Source organism: Clostridium estertheticum, assembly GCF_018861295.1.
Classification (GTDB): domain Bacteria; phylum Bacillota; class Clostridia; order Clostridiales; family Clostridiaceae; genus Clostridium_AD; species Clostridium_AD estertheticum_D.
Genome location: NZ_JAHLDM010000029.1, coordinates 43661 through 63299 on the forward strand (window position 1 = coordinate 43661; position 19639 = coordinate 63299).

Annotated in this window: 20 protein-coding genes, 1 rRNA gene and 1 other annotated feature; of the genes, 7 read left to right on the forward strand and 14 right to left on the reverse strand. The window is 28.2% G+C overall.

Annotated features, from left to right (window positions below; genetic code table 11):
• Positions 1–262: 262 nt before the first annotated feature.
• A complete protein-coding gene (locus KPL54_RS21530) occupies positions 263–1093 on the forward strand; it encodes a hypothetical protein (RefSeq protein ID WP_216108565.1) in 831 nt (276 codons plus the stop codon).
• Between the two features lie 143 nt (positions 1094–1236).
• Here KPL54_RS21530 and KPL54_RS21535 read toward each other — a convergent pair whose 3' ends face one another.
• Complete coding sequence (locus tag KPL54_RS21535; RefSeq protein WP_216108566.1) at positions 1237–2736, reverse strand: S24 family peptidase; 1500 nt, start codon at positions 2734–2736, stop codon at positions 1237–1239.
• A gap of 262 nt (positions 2737–2998) precedes the next feature.
• Here KPL54_RS21535 and pdaA point away from each other — a divergent pair, with 262 nt between their 5' ends.
• A complete protein-coding gene (gene pdaA / locus KPL54_RS21540) occupies positions 2999–3910 on the forward strand; it encodes a delta-lactam-biosynthetic de-N-acetylase (RefSeq protein WP_216108567.1) in 912 nt (303 codons plus the stop codon).
• A 124-nt stretch (positions 3911–4034) separates the two neighbouring features.
• On the opposite strand, the gene KPL54_RS21545 is transcribed toward pdaA, so the two are convergent.
• The 10 genes from KPL54_RS21545 to KPL54_RS21590 form a co-directional block, all read right to left on the reverse strand.
• Positions 4035–4784 (reverse strand): TraX family protein, encoded by a 750-nt coding sequence (locus KPL54_RS21545; RefSeq protein ID WP_216108568.1) that lies wholly within the window; start codon positions 4782–4784, stop codon positions 4035–4037.
• Positions 4785–4832: 48 nt separating this feature from the next.
• Positions 4833–5045 (reverse strand): hypothetical protein, encoded by a 213-nt coding sequence (locus tag KPL54_RS21550; RefSeq protein WP_216108569.1) that lies wholly within the window; start codon positions 5043–5045, stop codon positions 4833–4835.
• On the reverse strand, positions 5045–5476 hold the full coding sequence (locus tag KPL54_RS21555; RefSeq protein WP_216108570.1) for a hypothetical protein: 432 nt from the start codon (positions 5474–5476) through the stop codon (positions 5045–5047). Before KPL54_RS21555 ends, KPL54_RS21550 begins: the two co-directional genes overlap by 1 nt.
• Positions 5477–6007 carry an RNA polymerase sigma factor SigY gene (gene sigY, locus KPL54_RS21560; RefSeq protein ID WP_216108571.1) on the reverse strand — a complete coding sequence of 177 codons (531 nt, stop codon included), beginning with the start codon at positions 6005–6007 and terminating at the stop codon, positions 5477–5479.
• Positions 6008–6154: 147 nt separating this feature from the next.
• Entirely contained in the window at positions 6155–6355 is a 201-nt protein-coding gene (locus KPL54_RS21565; protein ID WP_216108572.1) for a hypothetical protein, read from the reverse strand.
• A gap of 93 nt (positions 6356–6448) precedes the next feature.
• Complete coding sequence (locus KPL54_RS21570) at positions 6449–7570, reverse strand: DegT/DnrJ/EryC1/StrS family aminotransferase (protein ID WP_216108573.1); 1122 nt, start codon at positions 7568–7570, stop codon at positions 6449–6451.
• Between the two features lie 25 nt (positions 7571–7595).
• Entirely contained in the window at positions 7596–8774 is a 1179-nt protein-coding gene (locus tag KPL54_RS21575) for a DegT/DnrJ/EryC1/StrS family aminotransferase (protein WP_216108585.1), read from the reverse strand.
• 128 nt (positions 8775–8902) lie between these two features.
• Complete coding sequence (locus KPL54_RS21580; protein ID WP_216108574.1) at positions 8903–10105, reverse strand: MerR family transcriptional regulator; 1203 nt, start codon at positions 10103–10105, stop codon at positions 8903–8905.
• A gap of 247 nt (positions 10106–10352) precedes the next feature.
• A complete protein-coding gene (locus tag KPL54_RS21585; RefSeq protein ID WP_216108575.1) occupies positions 10353–10679 on the reverse strand; it encodes a hypothetical protein in 327 nt (108 codons plus the stop codon).
• A gap of 470 nt (positions 10680–11149) precedes the next feature.
• Positions 11150–12595: a DEAD/DEAH box helicase gene (locus KPL54_RS21590; protein WP_216108576.1), complete on the reverse strand. Its 1446-nt coding sequence runs from the start codon at positions 12593–12595 to the stop codon at positions 11150–11152.
• A 258-nt stretch (positions 12596–12853) separates the two neighbouring features.
• Between KPL54_RS21590 and KPL54_RS21595 the strand changes: the two genes are divergently transcribed.
• From KPL54_RS21595 to uvsE, 4 genes are all read left to right on the forward strand, one after another.
• Positions 12854–13315 carry a DUF4342 domain-containing protein gene (locus KPL54_RS21595; RefSeq protein WP_216108577.1) on the forward strand — a complete coding sequence of 154 codons (462 nt, stop codon included), beginning with the start codon at positions 12854–12856 and terminating at the stop codon, positions 13313–13315.
• 186 nt (positions 13316–13501) lie between these two features.
• Entirely contained in the window at positions 13502–14185 is a 684-nt protein-coding gene (locus tag KPL54_RS21600; RefSeq protein ID WP_216108578.1) for a response regulator transcription factor, read from the forward strand.
• Entirely contained in the window at positions 14178–15656 is a 1479-nt protein-coding gene (locus tag KPL54_RS21605) for a sensor histidine kinase (protein ID WP_253203669.1), read from the forward strand. The genes KPL54_RS21600 and KPL54_RS21605 overlap by 8 nt, the downstream gene beginning before the upstream one ends.
• 466 nt (positions 15657–16122) lie before the next feature.
• A complete protein-coding gene (gene uvsE / locus KPL54_RS21610) occupies positions 16123–17082 on the forward strand; it encodes a UV DNA damage repair endonuclease UvsE (protein WP_216108579.1) in 960 nt (319 codons plus the stop codon).
• Between the two features lie 58 nt (positions 17083–17140).
• Here uvsE and KPL54_RS21615 read toward each other — a convergent pair whose 3' ends face one another.
• Positions 17141–17833 (reverse strand): DUF554 domain-containing protein, encoded by a 693-nt coding sequence (locus KPL54_RS21615; protein ID WP_216108580.1) that lies wholly within the window; start codon positions 17831–17833, stop codon positions 17141–17143.
• Positions 17834–17976: 143 nt separating this feature from the next.
• Positions 17977–18223, forward strand: a binding site (T-box leader).
• A gap of 290 nt (positions 18224–18513) precedes the next feature.
• Between KPL54_RS21615 and KPL54_RS21620 the strand changes: the two genes are divergently transcribed.
• Positions 18514–19026: a tryptophan transporter gene (locus KPL54_RS21620; protein WP_216108581.1), complete on the forward strand. Its 513-nt coding sequence runs from the start codon at positions 18514–18516 to the stop codon at positions 19024–19026.
• A 73-nt stretch (positions 19027–19099) separates the two neighbouring features.
• On the opposite strand, the gene KPL54_RS21625 is transcribed toward KPL54_RS21620, so the two are convergent.
• Positions 19100–19255 (reverse strand): hypothetical protein, encoded by a 156-nt coding sequence (locus KPL54_RS21625; protein WP_216108582.1) that lies wholly within the window; start codon positions 19253–19255, stop codon positions 19100–19102.
• A 306-nt stretch (positions 19256–19561) separates the two neighbouring features.
• Positions 19562–19639, reverse strand: a 16S ribosomal RNA gene (locus KPL54_RS21630); the annotation flags it as partial.

Here is a 19639-nt window from a genome sequence, read left to right on the forward strand (position 1 = left end):
CTTATATTACATAAACGGATAATAAGATGTAATATATTACATAAATTATTAAATTATTTTGAACTTTTACAAATAGCACTCAAATACCTCGCCATATGTTATACTTATAGTGTTAAAAGTGGGTGGTATAAATAATATGATATATTAGATCAATTAAAATGAATAATATTTATAGTTAAGGCTTTAATATAATACAAAGGGAGGTGCTGCAAAAATATAGGTTAACACTAAGATTTTTACCTATATTACTGAGCAGAAAAATATGAATAAAGATGACGTAAAAAATGAAGAAAATAAGGATAATAGTGAAAGTATAAATAAATTGTATTCGAATGACGACAAATCGGAAAATTATAACTCTAAAACTGGGTATGGTGCATCAAACAAGTTGAAAGATGATCCGGAAAGTAAAAAATACATAAAAGAAATGCAGGATATTGCAGACAAAAATGAGTTTAAAAATAACATAGTATTTATAGGGTTTGGAATAGTTATAGTGTCTATAATTATATTTTCTATTTTAATGAACACTTCATTCATGAAACCCAAAACAGATGTAGTTGTAAATAAACCCGTTACAAAAAGTTCTGATACTACTACTACTACTACTACTGCTGCTGACGCAACTAAACCTAAACCTATTATTGCTCCTACTAATATTTATGAATATTTAAATGTCGAAGCTAACAGAACCTCGCTTTTAAAAAAAGCAATTACTTTAAATCACGGAAGTAAAAAGGGACTTAACGTATACCTCTTATCTGAAATTTTAAGATCTAATACCTACGCTATTCCCGCAGAAACAACAACTGTTAAGCAATTGATGGCATCCTTATTATCTATGGATTGGAAAAAGAATCGTGACGTCTCGCAGCTGAAAAAGGGTGATATATGTTTCACTACAGATATGCCAGACAAAGTCGGTACACCTTCTCATGCGTACATATTTATGGGTTGGGTAAAAGAAGGCAAGACTGATTATGCTAACATATGTGATGGACAAGTCGAAGAATTTGGTAATATACTTCATAAACGGAATTTATCTATTGATACTACAGAAAAAGATAAATTTAGCTTTTTTATTAGAAAATAGAATGTTTTTATCAAACCTAATAAAAATAATACCCTAGGATATCCTGGGGTATTATTTTTATTAAGTTTTTTTAATAAAATAAAGAGCCGTGTATATCTGAAACAAAAAATATCTTCACTTATAAAAACTCCCTTTTTAAGAAATTAATTCTTATGTTTTATAATTCCTATAGCTGTACCTATAATATATGTATCTTCACTATCAATAACAATAGGTTTATATTTTTCATTTTCAGGCATTAGTAATATTCTATCACGACCTATGGAAAGTCTCTTTAGGGTAGCATTTCCACCTATATATACTGCCACAATATCCTTATTGTTTGCTGCTTGTTCCTGCCTTATAACCACATAATCCCCATCATCTATGTTAGCTCCAATCATACTATCACCTTTAACTTTTAAAATAAAAGGATTCTTAACTCCCTTTAACCAATACTTTGGAATGTAGAAATTGCCTTCTATTTCGGAATTAATCTGTATAGGTTCCCCTGCTGCTATATCACTGTATACAGGAAGTTCCACTAATTCCTCGTTTATGTACTCATAGTCACCTTTTTCATCATTTACTATAATATCAGATATTCTACTGTAATCCCTCATAAAGTCATATGCTCTGCCATGTCTTATATCACAATATTGAAAATTCTCTAGATCATCAACATTCAAATTGTTAACTATTATATCCTCATTGGTTTCCATAGGTTTTTCTTGAGGTTCATAATTATTTTTAAATATATATGATTTTACTTTTTCTCCTAGAGGCCTAATATTAACTCTTTTGCCTTTTACCATCCATGAATTAGCATTATATTCTCCATCTATATCAATAAGAAATGTCATAGTAGAATAAGATTTCTGTTTATAAAGAGCATTAATAAACTCCAATTGTACCTTAGTTAAATGTTCACTTTTGTCAATTATAATATGAGTATACTCGCCCATTGAAACAGACTCTAACATTTTCAGTGCATATATATTAACATCTTCGTCATCAACGAAGTTTTTTAAATTAAGCTTTTCATTATACATAATCATAAGTTCATATATCGCTTTTCTAGCAGTAGAATTTTTATTAATTCTTTGTGGACCTTGGCCTTTTTCACATTTTCTACCTATTCTATTTACTTGTAGATACAAATCGGTTTTCAAGTAATTACAACTTTTAATCCACTTTACCTCATCTATAAAAAACTGAGTATAATCGATCTGTAGTATTCTTAATCTCGGATAATTCTCCTTAACTTTCAATATACAATCTTTCATAATGTTTTTCTTATCATTCTCTATGATTATTTCTTTTTTTAATTTATATCTATCTTCATATTTCAAAAAATATTTATGTATAATACTTTCTAATGTAAGTACTTGGGGCTTTATTTTTTCATTAGAAAATATACTTAAATACTCGAATCTAGTTTCTTCCTGTGCTGCTATGTATGTATTTTTAATAGAATTTATATCCTCTTCATTAGATGTGAGAATTAATACTTTATCATCATCGTATAAACAATAGTTATTTTTTAAATAGAGGCTTCTATAAATGGCTGCAGTTGTTTTGCCTGTTCCTTTAGCACCTCTAATTAAACTATAGCTTGAGGGCTTACTATGAATCATTCTATATTGTTTTAAACCTAGTTCCATTTAATCACCTCCACTGTCGATATAATAATATTATACAATAATATCACCATTAAAGTAAAATTTTTATTGATTAACTTATAAAATTTTGCAATTTCATTTTTTATATATAAAATATAAATTCAAATAAACTAATCAAAAAAATTGAAAAATTACCAATATAACAACATTGAATTTATGAATATCTTAACGCATTTACTGAGCATAATAAGTAATATATTAAATAATTAATTTATCTAAATATATTAAATTAGAGGTGATTTATATGAATGTAAAAATGATGAGTCTTATTATTTCTTCAACTATTGTAGCTAATAGTTTTACAGGTGTTTGTTATAGTAAAGGTTTAAAAAAAATCCCAAGTGAAAATTCAAAAACTGAATCCATTGGATATAATAAATTCGTTGATACAAAAACACACGGTATATTAAATTCATTTAAAAATGCATTTAATAATAAAACGCCTGATGGAGTAAATACTAAAGAATATAGTTGGTATTTTCAGCCTAAAAACGATAATACTCCACCTGATGGACCTAAAGAAACTAGTCAACTTATAGCTAAATATGATTGTTTTCATTTAGGCGATACATCAAAAAAAGTATTATATCTAACATTTGATGAAGGGTATGAAGCTGGATATACTGCTCCAATACTAGATGTTTTAAAAAAACATAATGTAAAAGCGGCATTTTTTGTAGTAAAGCCATATGTTACTTCTAGTCCAGACATAATCAAACGAATGGTAGCCGAAGGGCATTTAGTATGTAATCATAGTAATCATCATCTCTCAATGGCATCTATAAAAGATGAAGAAAAATTTGATAAAGAATTATCCGATGTGGAAGATGCTTTTGAAAGTGTTACTGGCAAAAAAATGTCCAAGTATTTTAGACCTCCTATGGGTAAATATAGTGAATTATCCCTCCTATACACTAAAAACTATGGATATAAAACTATATTTTGGAGTTTTGCTTATATGGATTGGCTTGCAGGCAAACAACCATCACATGAAGATGCAAAAAAACGTATAATGCAAAGAACCCACAATGGCGGAATTATGTTGCTACACGCAGTATCAAAAACCAATGCTGAAATATTAGATGATGTGATAACTCAGTGGGAGAAGCAAGGTTACGTATTAAAAAGCTTAGATGAATTGCCTATTAAAAATTAATTATCACATATGGTGATATAATTTATTTTTTTTAGTAATATAATGTATTTTAACGATTCTAAATACTACAATTTATTAAAATTAATATAAATTGTAGTATTTATATTTAAACAATCTATTAGTATTATAGAATTTTATTAAGATCAATCATTATTTTTATTAAACCTAATATTAATAAATGCATTGGATAAAATACATAAAAAGCATATTTTAAATCTTTACCCTTCTTACCATTATATTTAAATATAAAAATCAATGATAAAATTGATAATATTTGAATAAACCAACTAGGATTTATTGATTTACCTTGAATTTCAAACACATATAACAAAATTTCTGATGCGTTAAATACTAAGTATACAATGACTTGCGATAAAAGTATTTTAAATTTGCTATCTCTAAAAATATAAAAAGATAATATAATAGCAACTCCATAAAATCCATAATCTGTATTAAAAGTTTCAGCTATTATGCCTAATGCTAAAACACTCATTATTTTAAAAGACTTTGACTCCCCTTTGTCCCATATACGGATTGCAATTAGCCCAATCGCTAAAGTAAAGAAAATATTTAAATGTAGATTTGGACTACCAATAAGGAAGGTTAAAAAGTCAAAGAAACTATGAATTTTAATTTGTTCACTAAAAACTAATGAAAATGGTACTTGAGATGCTGCTGCAAATATCAAAAGTCTATATAAATACCTATAAAAAGAGTTTGTTTTAGAATACCCTACAGCAATCAAATAAGCAAATATAGGAAATGATAATCTACCTATCATTCTAAGGATTATAACTCTTGGGAAAATCACTGCCCCTATATGATCAATTAGCATTAATATACATGCAATAAATTTTAACATGCTAGTTGTCATAAATAGCGCCCCCAATAAATACATATTCATTTAATTATAGCATTTATTTTATAGCTTTGTCTTATTATGCTTTAATATTACCCGTGTTATTAATAAATAAATAAAAAGATTACTTGTATTTAAAGATGCAAAAATCCCCCAAAACCAATAGTATTTCTCTCCACGTTTTCTTGCATCACGAAATACCCAAGCCCCTTCCATTAATACAATAGGAATAGCTATCGTTAGTACTAAAATTAATTTCATTTTTGAAATACCCATTAAAATTCACTCTCTTTTCTTCTGGCAACTGAAATAGGTATTATTATACAAGGAGCAATGATTGCTATAAAAACCTGAGATATAGTTAATATCCTATAATCGATTTTAATTATTGCTATTGCATATAAAGAAACAATTATAAAAGATGATAATATAAACAAAATAAATTCTTTACTAGTTTTCCTGCTTTCTTTTATAGACTCTCCTTTTTCTATTATGCCTAAGGTATCTATATTAAAATCAAATATATCTTCATTTAGCACATCCATTTTTATAGCTGTAGAATTTAGTTTATTTTTAAACTCTAAAGCTTCATCACTATACTTTATGTCTTTATCTACATTCTTCTGATTTTCATTGTAGAATTCATTAATTAAAGAATTTTTAACCTTATCAGATAAAGAATTTTTATTACTACCCGAATCCTTCATTTATATTATCTCCTTTCTCTCAATTTCTTTTATTATATATTTGACAGCATTATGAAGTCTTGACCGAACTGTCCCAAGGGGACAATTTATAATTTCTGATATTTCAACATACTTATAACCATAATAGTGTTTTAAAATAAATACGATTCTTTTCTCGTAGGATAACTCTAAGATTATTTTCATTATCTCTTTGTACTCATAATTTTGTATTACAATATCCTCCAATTGCATGCCATTATCAACTAAAATCTCATCTGATAACTTAAACCCTTTGTTTTTTCTTAAATAATCTCTGTAAACATTAGTAGCTATTTTTATTAACCAGGTAGAAAATTTAGCCTTAGGCTCAAACTTGTTTATATTAAGTACAGCTTTGAGCAATGCATCCTGAATAATATCTTGTGCTAAATAGGGGTCTCCTGCCATTTTAATAACATATCCTTTTAAAATATTAAGATTATCTTTGAAAAGAGTATTTAATGCGTTCTTATTTCCATTCTTAGCTTTATTAATAAGTTCTACCTCATCCAAATAATAACCACCCCTAACAATCCTTTAACGAAAAAATGCGCTAAATAGTTCATTATATTTATAATTATTTGTTAATAAAAATAGTAGGGAGGTCACCGCTTAGTGTCCTCCCTACTATTTTATTTATTGTTGTATGATTTACTATTTCTATTTATCAGAAGCCTTTTTCCCATAAATTTTATGTAATATTAAATCATATTGTCCTAATTTATCTGCTAACATATGCCAATTTTTATGTTCAGCATTTGCCACATTTGCTTGATTATTTTCAACATTTTTTAGTCTCAAACCAATATCTTTAATATCCTTTTGCATTTCTATTAGCATTTCTTTTATTTCGTTATCCATAATGTTCTCCTTATGACCTGCCATCTTAGATTCTGTTAACAAATGTCCTACTATCATAACATTTTGCATGCATAATCTTCACATCACTATAATTTATTTTTTATAGAATTCCTTAATAGTTTGACAAACAAATTCTACTTCTTCCTCAGTTATTTCTGGATATATAGGAAGTGCAATGATGCTCTCACATGTTTTTTCAGCTATTGGAAAATCTCCTTTTTTATAGCCGAGGTACGCAAAACATTTTTGAAGATGAAGTGGGATTGGATAATAAATACTAGTTCCTATTTCATTTGCTTTCAAATATTCTGAAAGCTCATCTCGCTTGTCAGCTAATATGTTAAATGCATAATAAACTGATTTCTGATTACCTATTATTTTAGGTATTTTAATAAACTCGCATTCTTGTAACCTTTTCATATATAATTTTGCAATATGATCTCTTTTTTTAATTGCATCATTTATATACTTAATTTTAACTTGTAATATAGATGCTTGAATTGCATCTAGTCTTGAATTATATCCAATAAAATCATAATGGTATTTTCTAGACGCTCCATGAACTCTATACATCTTAGCAAGGTTTGCTAAGTTTTCATCATTGGTTACTATCATCCCTGCATCGCCATATGCTCCCAAAGTCTTTGTTGGGAAAAATGAGAATACACCAAAATCTCCTATAGTACCTGCATGTTTATAATCAGCTCCGTTACCTTTCCATCTCATACCAAAAGATTCTGCTGAGTCTTCAAGAACTCTTAAATTGTGCCTGTTAGCTATATCCATAATTTTATCCATATCACTCATTTGTGAAAATAAATGGATTGGAAGGATTCCTACAGTATCCTTTGTTATTTTCTCCTCAATCTTGCTGGCATCTATACCAAAAGTTTCTTCTTCAATATCAACAAATACAGGTTTTGCGCCATTTTTTGCTATGCAAGATGCAGAAGCTAAGAAAGTAAATGGTGAAGTTATTACTTCCTTTCCCTCTTTAAAACCAAGTATGTCAGATGCCATTACCAAGGCATCGGTACCTGATGCAACACCAATTGCATATTTAGCTCCAGTAAATTCTTTAACTGATTCTTCAAAGTCAGTTACTTCTTTACCAAGCATTGATACTCCTCTTTCCATAAATCCTAGAACAGCATTGTCGAATTCTGATTTTTTCTCTTGATATTCTCTTGTCGGTGTAAAAAATTTAACTTTCATAATATGGCCTCCATTTTAATCTTTATTATTTAGCTATTATTGCTTCTGCGCATTTTATTACATTGTTTACTACGTACTCTGCATCCTCTAATTTAAGTGTTGAGTATACTGGAAGTGTTATTTCATTCGCATACTGATTATATGCATTTGGATAATCCTTTATAGAATAACCAAGATTTTTATAAAGTGTAAACATTGGTAAAGGCGTAAAATGAACATTTGTAGCTATACCCATATCTGCAAGCTTTTGTATTAACTCATCTCTTTGTGCTTCTTTGAATCCTTTTAACCTTAATGTATATAAATGATATGAAGTCTCTCTAATTTCATCCTTTGTAAAAGGAATAATTGCCCACTCTTTAGTGCTAAGAGCTTTAGTATATATCGCAAAGATTTCTTTACGCCTTGTAATCATTGCTTCATATCTTCCAAGTTGTCCAAGCCCTATAGCTGCGTTTATATCTGTCATATTGCATTTCATACCATCTGTTATAATATCATATTTCCAAGCTCCTGCCTTCATCTTAGCCAAAGCATCTTTTGACTGACCTTGAAGTGAAGTTATTTTAAATTCTTTTACTAAATCTTCCTTACCTTTAAATTTATTATCATTAAAAGTAATTGCCCCACCTTCTGCAGTTATTAAATTTTTTACTGCATGGAATGAAAAGACATTAAAATCAGCTTGTGCTCCAACTTTTTTACCCTTATATATTCCACCGAAAGAGTGAGCTGAATCTGATATAAATATAATATCTTCTCTATTTTTAGCCTTAAGAATTGCCCTTATAGCATCATAATCAACAGGAACTCCTGCGATATCTACAGTTATTATTGCTTTAGTTTTTGGTGTAATTGCCATAGCTAATTTTTGCTCATCTATTAGAAAACTATCTTTTCTAACATCTACAAAAGTTGGTTTAACTCCTCTATGAAGTATTACATTTGATGTCGCGGTATATGTGTAAGGGGTTGTAATAACCTCATCACCCTCGCAAATGTTATAAACCTTTAATATAAGTTCTAAACATGCACTTGCACTTGCAAGTGCTACAGCATTATTTGCATCACAATAGTTAGCAATCTTATCTTCAAACTCTTTAGTCTTAGGTCCTGTTGTAACCCAACCTGAATCTAAAACCTCCATTACAAGTTTTTTCTCCACATCTGTTATGTCTGGTGGTGAGAAAGGAATATTCTTTATTTTCATATATATCCGACCTTTCATATTAAATTTTATTTTAAAATATAGTTATTATCTTATTTATTTCTAGCTTTAATCTTATAATTAAAAAGCAAAAGAAAAAAGCGTAGTTTTTATAAATTTTAAAATTATAAACCCCTTTGGCTCTTAAAAAACCCAGTATCCTTAGTTATATAAATTCCACCTTCTGTAGCAATTCTCTCTTCTAAATATTTAGTAAGTTCATAAAGTCTTTCCTTGTTAAAACTTTGCCGTACATTTCCAGGCATTGAAAAAATGTAATCAATAATAGGTGTAGCTTCTGTTACAATTAAATTATCCTTATATCTTTTCATTTCAATATTGTCAAACAATTTTTCTAGTTTTTCAACGCCATTTTCGAGTTTAAACCTTGAAGTAATATCAGAACTTCTAATATCCATTGTTTCTGATTTAAATTTAACCATTATATCTCTAATTTCAATCATATGATTTTCTCCAACAGTTGAAGAATAAAAATACCCACCCGGTTTTAACACTCTATATATTTCAGACAATGCCTTACCTATATTCTCCACATGATAAAGCATATGATTCGCAATTACAACGTCAAAACTGCAATCGCCACAGGGTATATCCTCTGCATCTATAATTTGGAACTTGAAATTTTCAGACTCTTTGCCTAAGTTTATTTTAGCATCATTTAACATTCCTTTAGAAAAATCACTCAATGTTATATCGAGTTCTTTAGGAATGTTATCTTTATTTTTTTTCCATAAACTAGCATCGCCACATCCAAGTTCAAGGATTTTGCACTTATTAGGTAATTTTAATTTTTCAAAACACCATCTCATCCAGCCATATTTGTTTACACTATACATTTCATGAATATTCATTCTAGCTCTTAAATTCGAGGCATTCTCATATTGCTCAAGTAATTTTTTATCCGAATTTATAACATTTATAATGTTGGTAAACTTATCCCAACTTACATCTGCTTTATTCTCCATTTCAATTGCTTCATCAATTGCCTTAATTACCATTAAAGTATGCTGAACTCTTTGCTTCATAATTTTCTTTTGTATTTCCAAAGATTTCACAAAGTTTTTATCCGTTACATCACTTTGCGCTATTTGCTTTATATCATCTAGAGAAAATCCAATAAACTTCAAAGTCAAAATTTGCTGAAGCCTTGCAAAATCTTGATTACTATATAATCTGTGCCCCGCAGCGCTGTAAGAACTTGGTTTCATTAAAGCTATTTTATCGTAATACCTAAGTGTCCTTAAGGTAACACCTGCTTTTTCTGCGAATACACCAATTGTAAAAAAATCGGGTTCATTCTTTTCCAATATGATCACTCCTAATTATGGACATTTGATCAATAACAATACTTGATTAATGACTCTATAATTATATTAACACATTACGTTACGTCATATGCAATAGTTTTTTTTGAATATTTAAAGAACTTTTATAAAATCAACTTTTCATTTTAAAATTCAGGATTATATAAACAAAGGTATATACTATTATAATTACTTAATTATAACAATATATACCTCTATTCTTAACATTCTTATTTGTAAAATATCACTACTATCTAATACCGTTCATTTTGCCCTTCAAAGCTTTAACTCGCCCATTTACATAATTAGTAAGTTCTCGCATATTATCTTTTATTTCTGTTGGAGCACTAGTAACCATAGTAATTATATCTAATTTATTACCTTTTATTTCTTTGGCAACTTCATAAGCCAAGCACTTATTTTTCATTTTCCAATAGGTAACGTTAAATTGATCCGCTTGGCGTTTATTATAATATCCTTTTTCAATACCAAACTGAAATAAATCTGCTGCCGATTCTAATTCTTCTAAATCTTGGACATCTAAAGTCTCTTTCACTAAATCTTGAAATGTTTTCATTATAGCTCTCCTTTTTAACAGGTAATATTATTTATCATCTATATTACAATTAATATATTCTATAAATCCTAGTTGTTTATTTAAAAAAATCACCCTTTAACAAATCTTTTCCACAACTTTAACATTTTAACACATATCAAAGAAAATTTGAATTATATTTATAAATAATATTATAACTCTATGGTTATTTTTTCAAATTAGAACGTTTGTTGTCATTTAAAATATAAAAAATAAGAACACACATTTCCTTATATAAATATGAGTCTTTGTAAAATACTTCTAATCAAATATATACTTTACAAATTATTAAAAAATATTCATAAATGTAGTATTATATATAGTTCTGCTAGCATATATTAATACACTATGATATTCAACTACTTATTATTTGTTTAAATTTTATCAAAATAAAAATGAGATAGATAATTAATTTATCTATCTCATTTCTATTTTGGGTTATATATTAAATACTATTTATTAGCCTTCTCAACCCTAATAGTTTTTCCTTTTATTGTACCATTTTTAAGGGCTTTTAACACTAAATCACCCTTTCCATTCATAATATCTACATGTGAAAAACTATCTTGAATATCTATAATACCTATGTCATCAGAACTAACTCCTTCTATATTGCAAATAGTACCTACAATATCCAGAGTCCTTATTTTTTTCTTTTTTCCTGCACTGATATACATTTTCATTATATCACTATTAAAATTCGATAATTTAGTCTTTTTAATAATAGGTTTAGCATCATGTTTTGCATAAAATGCTACTCTAAAAGGCTCTGAATCTTCCTTTGTTGGAATTGATCCTTTTGGTATCTCCATACCAATATACTGTTCTATGGCTTGCAAGAATCTATTTTCATTATGGGTAACAAAAGTTATAGCTTTTCCTTTTTTTCCAGCACGTCCAGTTCTACCTATTCTATGTACGTAATTACCTCTTTCAAGTGGTAAATCATAATTTATAATATGAGTTATGTTTTCAACATCTATTCCTCTTGCGGCAACATCTGTAGCCACCAAGAATCTAAATTCACCTTTTCTAAATCTCTCCATAGCATCTAATCTATCATTTTGAATCATACCTCCATGTATCTTAATACATGAATAATGACGGTTCTTCATTTGAACAGTAATTTCGTCAACATTTTCTTTTGTTCTGCAAAATACAATACAAGAATCTGGATTTTCAATATAAAGCAATCTCTTAAGTAGACTGAACTTTTTATCCTCATCTACTTCATAACATATTTGGTCGATTTTCTCAACCGTTAACTTTTCAGGATTTATTTCTACTTTAACAGGGTTAACCATATATTGCTTACAAATTGCTTCAATAGATTCTGGTATTGTTGCTGAAAATAACATAGTAACTCTGTTTTTAGGGACAGCCTTAATAACTTCTTCCACTTGTTCTATAAAGCCCATGCTAAGCATTTCATCTGCTTCATCTAATATTAGGTATTTTATCTTTTCCAAATTAATAGTACCTCTTTCAATATGGTCTAGAGTTCTTCCTGGTGTACCTACTACTACATGTACTCTTTGCTTAAGCTGTTTCTTTTGCATTTCTATTGGTTGCTTACCGAAAACAGCTATTGCTCTAATCTTTTTATATCTTCCTATGTTTGTTATATCTTGACTTACCTGAAGTGCTAGTTCTCTAGTAGGTGTTAATACTAAAGCTTGTGGCTCAGTTTCCCCTACATCAGCACTTTCGCAAAGTGGTATAGCGAATGCAGCTGTTTTTCCACTACCAGTTTGTGATTTTACTATAATATCTCTGCCTTCAAGAGCTATAGGTATTACGGCTGCTTGTACATCTGAAGGTTTTTTATATTCTAAATTATTAATTGCTTTTAATATTTCTTCACTGATTTTAAATTCCTCAAATTTCATGTTACTCATTTTAACTTCCTCTCTTGTTTCATATATAATTTTAAGCTCATAAGTCTACATTATACCATGATTAAGACTACAATTCATATTATAATTTTTAAAATACTATAAATTTCTTTATTTAACATTGATATATTCTAATGCAATTCTAATCTTCTACTAATAATTCTTTAATTCTCGGGTCTTATAATAAAGACATAGAAAACAAATAAACAGCTACAGTGACATAAAATTGTTATCTACTAAATTAAAAAGGGAGGAATAAATATGTCAATAAATTTAGAACAAATTGATGAATTAAGAAAAAGAGCAAATGTAAGTTATGAGGATGCTAAAAATGCCTTGGAGCAAAACGAGGGTAATCTCATTAAATCCTTAATATATCTTGAAAAACAAAATAAAATTAAGCCAGATGAAAAACCTTGTACTAATAACACATTTTTTAACAATGTAAAATCACTTATAAAAAAAGGCAATGAAACAAAATTAATAATCAAAAAAAATGATAATGTGGTTTTAAATATCTGCGTAACACTAGCTGTTATTATAACTATCTCAGCTGCCCCCATAGTAATTGTAGGATTAATACTCGCAATAATAACTAATCACAAAATAAGAATTGTAAAGAAAAACAATGAGGATTCGCAGGTGAACAAAATCTTTGATAAAGTGTCTGTTGTTGTTAATAAGGTAACTACAAAAATTAATGAGGAACTGAAAACTGAATAAAACTTATAATTACCTACATTTTGCTAATGTAGGTTGTTTTTTTAAGAATTTTTTTATTGCATAAGTCTGATTATCTGCAATTATATTCAAAATAATATATAATAATACTATTATTATAAAATTAATAATTTGATAAGAAAATTATAATGTAGATTAATATAATATGTTTTGGAGGTATAGTTATATATGAATGGACAAAAGATTTTAATAATTGAAGATGAGATAAAAATAGCACGATTTCTTGAGTTAGAGCTAAAGTATGAAGGTTATTTAGTTTCACAAAGCCATGATGGACGTGAGGGTTTAGATAAGGCTATGAATGAAGTCTTTGATCTTATACTTCTTGATATTATGTTGCCTTCTTTAAACGGTCTAGAGGTGTTAAGAAGACTAAGGCAAGTATCAGATATACCCATCATAATGCTTACTGCGAAAGATGAGATAATGGACAAAGTTACTGGCCTTGACATAGGTGCAAATGATTATATGACTAAACCTTTTGCAATTGAAGAATTACTTGCAAGAATAAGAACAGCATTAAAAAAGAACACACAAGTAAATAAAAGTTCAAATATATTATCTGTTGGAGAATTAATCATAGACTTAGATCAACATATGGTTAGTTTTAATAACAACTCTATAGATCTAACTAAGACAGAATTTGATTTACTTAAATTACTAGTAGATAATAAAAATATTGTACTTACAAGAAATAAAATTATAGATATAGTATGGGGATATGAGTATATGGGTGATACTAATGTAGTAGATGTATACATAAGATATCTGAGAAGTAAAATAGATGATAGATTTAGCAAGAAATTTATTTATACAGTGCGAGGGGTGGGATATCTTTTAAAAGATGAATAATTTACGATTTATCTTTAAAATTATAATAAAATGCTTCAGATTACTCTTAAGAATGCTCGTAATAATATTAAACTTTACACCAAAATTATTAAGAAAATTAGCAGACACCATTCATAAGAGACTAAGGTTTTCAATTAGTTTTAAGATGACTACAGTGTATACTCTCATTTTTTCTATTACACTATTTATATTAAGTATTAGTTTAATTATTGGATTTAGGTTTTTTTTAATTAATGAAGCACAAAGCGACCTTACTAAATATAGCACAGTAGCTATTAATTATGCCAAATCAGACAAAGGTCTTCAGAGTTTTAATTATAGTGCTTTTGCTAATATAGAATATGTTACCTTAAGTGTATTTGATGAGAATGAAAATCTCGTTTATTCCAGTCAAAACGATAAAAAGGATATATCTTTCCATAAGGATACCAAAGCTAGCCCAGTAATCACTGACCTAAACCAACAAGTTATTTTTGTTACCACTAAACTTAAACTTAATAATAAAATCTTTTTCCTTCAAACTTCTAAAACTTTAAATAAAGAAAATGAATATTTGACTATTTTCACAGTAATTATTTTTATTGTAAATTTATTTTCTTTAATTATTACATTAGGTTTTGGTTCTAGAGCTAGTAAAAAAATGCTTTTACCTATAAAAAACATGACTAAAGCAACAAGAGCTATTTCAATTAATGCTTTGGAAAAAAGGCTAGATGTTAGCACTTCTCACGATGAATTAAAACAACTAGCAGAAACTTTTAATGAGATGCTAAATAGGATTCAAAATTCCTATGAAATGCAAAATCAATTTGTATCAGATGCATCTCACGAACTTAGAACACCTATTGCAGTTATACAAGGTTATGCAAATATGTTATACCGTTGGGGAAAAGATGACAAAGCAGTACTCGACGAATCAATTTCAGCTATTAAAAGTGAGTCTTACAATATGCAGCAACTAGTAGAAAAGCTTCTTTTCCTTGCAAGAAGTGATAAGAAAACACAAAAAGTTTATAAGGAAGATTTTTGTATAAATGAATTAATAAATGAAATCATAAAGGAGACTAAACTAATTGATGTAAGTCATGAAATTTCAAGTGATATTAATGAAGAATTATCTATCTATGCAGATAAAAATTTATTAAAACAAGCATTACGAATTTTCATTGATAATAGTATTAAGTATACCCCAATTGGCGGGACTATTAAATTAAATAGTTATATTAAAAAGAGTAATTTAACAATTGAAATTATAGATACAGGCATTGGTATCGCGAAAGACGATCTTCCACATATTTTCACTAGATTTTATAGGTGTGATAAATCAAGGGCAAAAGAAAGTGGTGGAACAGGCCTTGGTCTATCTATTTCAAAATGGATCATAGGCAAACATAATGGATCAATTCTAGTAGAAAGCAAAATTGAAATGGGCACAAAAATAACTATCGGGCTTCCAATGAAAAATAAATAATCTTCATACTTTAATATTTTTTAACTTTTCTTCCATAAACCTCCCCAACTATGCAAATATTTATTCAATTATGTGTATATTGTTTTACATACACTATAGTTATGTGATATGATTAAATTTGGGTTCGTTCTTAAATCTATTTAGATATTATATTTATTTAATAAAGTATTCTTAAGAATCATTTAAAATATTGTATTTGTTTTTACATTATGGAGATTAATAGGAAACTATCTCGCCAGTAAGTTTTCTGACCTTTACTCAATATTTAACATACAATATTTGTAAATTGACTTTATTATAGATAATATGATAGCCATAAGATTATACAAATTAAAGTATATTTTAATTTATAGAATAGATTTTGATATGATAGTACTACAATTTAAATGTATTAATGAATATCAGTTATTAGAAATGTTTTAATTTTTATTCAATGTTATAACTATATTATATGAGGAGTGATATTATGCAAATAAGATTAGGATATGTGGCTACAGCATTAAAATCAGCTAAAATAACTTCAGCAAGCACTGTAACTTTTTCTACATATACAAAACAATCAACTGATAGGGATAAGCTTGAAAAGCTACAAAAGGTAGCAGTTTCAAACGTTAATGATTTGCATAAAATTTTGGAATACACTGTAAAAAATGATGTGCACTTTTATAGAATAACTTCTGCTTTAATACCTTTAGCAGTACATCCAGAAGTTACTAATTGGGAGTTTAGAAGAATTTTAAAAATGGATTTTGAATGGCTCGGAAATTATATTAATAATAATAATTTAAGGGTAGATACTCATCCAGATGAATCTAATGTTATAAACAGTTCTAAAGAAGAAGTAATAAAAAGCACTATAAAAAGTTTACAGTTTCATGCAAATCTTTTTAAAGATATTAATTATCCTTTAGGAAAAATGGTATTACATATCGGGGGTAAAGAAGGTGGAAAACTTGCTGCTACAGAAAGATTCTTTAAGAATTTTAATAACTTACCAAAAGAAATAACAGATATGCTAATATTTGAAAATGATGATAAAAGTTTTACTACAAAAGAAGTATTAAATATCTGCCAAGAAATAAAGGCACCTATGGTACTAGATGTACATCATCATAACTGCAACAATGGCGGTGACGACCTAGAACCTATGTTAAAAGATATATTCGCCACTTGGGAAGGTCAACCTTTACCACCTAAGGTACATTTTTCTAGTCCGAAAACTGGAGAAAAGGATAAAAAACACGCTGATAACCTTGATGCGGCATCATTCATTGAATTTATTGAGAAATGCATTCCTTTAGGAATAGATTTTGATGTACTAATAGAAGCAAAACTAGCCGATGTGGCCTTCTTCCAACTTCTAGAAGATGTAAAAGTATTTAAACCAGAATGGACTTGGCTTGATAAAACTACCATAGAATTTTAATAAAACAATTCTACAAAAGAGGAGTTTAGCAATATTTCCATTGCTAAACTCTTCTTTTTTATGTGAAACTATTTATAATGCATTTAAATATATAATATAAAAGAGGAATAAATATTGCTGGAAGCATGTTACCAACTTTTATTCTTTTAATATCAAGCATATTTGCACCGATTGCAACAATTAATAACCCCCCCACAGCAGACATCTCACTTACAACAGAAGTTATTAAAAATTCTTTCATAAGAGAAGCTGTTAAAGTTATAATCCCCTGATATATAAATACTGAAATCGCAGAAAAACATACTCCAACACCTAATGTCGATGAAAAAATAATTGCAAATATACCATCTAACAAAGATTTAGCATAAAGTATACTATAATTTTTAGAAAGACCACTCTCAAGTGAGCCCATTATAGACATCGCCCCTACGCAAAATACCAAACTTGCTGTTACAAAACCATTTGCTATTCCACTTTGACTTGATACTTTACTTTCCAGTAACGCTCCAATGTTTTCAATACCTTTCTCAATTTTTATTATTTCACCAATAAGAGTTCCAAGAGTTACACTAATGATTAGTAATAATATGTTATTTACCTGTAATGCACCTTTTAATCCAATAAGTATTACACATAACCCTAGACCTTTCATAATTGTTTCAGTATATGTATCAGAAATTTTATTTTTAAATGATGAACCTATAAATCCGCCAATTATTATTGATAATGAATTTACAATTGTGCCTAACATAATTATTCACCTCCTTGTTTTTACTACATTTACAGTTATTATAAACTTAAAAAAATATATTTACAATTACTAATTTAAATGTTATAATTTCTATAATCTTATAGAATTTAATGACTTGTCAAAGTAAAGTTATTAATTATATTATAAATTCATTGAACAGGAAGAGTAATTAAAGTAATGCAATTTCAGAGAGCTGAGGATAGTGTAATCTCAGTATTGATAACTTTAGTGAATGGACCTGCTAGAAGTAACCCGAACTCAAATTTTGAGTGTAGTAGTTACCGGATGCCCACTGTTAAAAGGGCTAGAGTATTTTAGTACTCGAAATATAAAATATGCTTATTTTTCAGCATAATTTAGGTGGTATAGCGAATATCCTTCGCCCTAATATAGGGCGGAGGTTTTTTTTATTTTAACGACATTTCAGAAGGAAAGTATCACGCTTTTATAAGCAGGAGGATAACAATTGTGAATTGTCATCTACTCCAGAGAACCACAAAGGGGTAACTCTCCTTCTGAAGTCGTCAATGCATCTTCTGTGAAGCTGTTGCAGCTCCGCAGGAGATGATTTAATAATTAATATAAAGGTGGTGATCAATTTGATGTGCTGAAAGATACTAGCTTCTGAAATAATATTAAAACAAATAAATCTTAGTTATTTTGAAAAGGGGATGCTTTTTATGAAAACAAATAAAATAATAATAACCTCTCTATTACTGGCAATAGGTCTTATATTGCATCAAATTACACCAGGTATATTTTTAGGTATGAAACCAGATTTATTATTGGTATTTATGATTTTATCCATAACAATTACAAAAGATTTTAAAATTGCGTTAATAACAGGGATAGTTGCCGGTGTTTTATGCGCTTTAACCACCACTTTTCCAGGCGGGCAACTTCCTAGCATTATTGATAAAACAATAAGTTCAATAATTGTATATTTTATATATAAAAGCCTAAAATCTAATTCTTCACTTAAATTATCAAGTATTTATTTTCTTGGAACTATAGTAAGTGGTAGTATTTTTTTAAGCTCAGCTCTCTTTCTATTTGGTTTACCGGCACCTTTTTTAGCACTCTTTGTATCAATAGTACTTCCTACATCTGTATTTAATTGTTTTGTCGGATTTTTTATTCATAAACTTATTGCAACAAACCCAGCATTAAAAGGTAAATTTATAAATTTTTAATTTTTAAAAATATGCTATAAAAATGCTAAAGAATCAAGCTCCATAATAGAGCTTGATTCTTTAATTAACCAATCTAGCTTTGCTCAGGATAATACTCCTTAAATGCATCATCATAATCTTCTGGTTTGTCAAATTCCTGAACTTCACTTATAAAAGTTTTCGTATCTCCATTTTTCTTCTCTACATATTGTTTTTCTTTACTTACCTTTTTATTACTATCATTCTCCAAAATAACATCTCCTCTTACCTATTTTAGATACAAAAAATTTATTGTATCTCTTGCCTATAGTATTTGCAAAAACTAAAAATATATATATATCTTCAAATCATTTTCAAAAAAAATAATTATAATTATACTCAAAAAAAACAAGTAATCATAAACACTAAAAGTGATTATCATTGCTTGTTTTTTTTTTATTATTAGTCTCTCAAAATTAAACAGAAAAATAGAAACGAGTAATTACAATAGATATTTTGAAAAATAAATTAATATTTTTCTATTGTATCGACCGAAGTCAATACATCTACTCCCTAGAAAGGAGGTGATCCAGCCGCAGGTTCTCCTACGGCTACCTTGTTACGACTTCACCCCAATCATCGATCCCACCTTCGG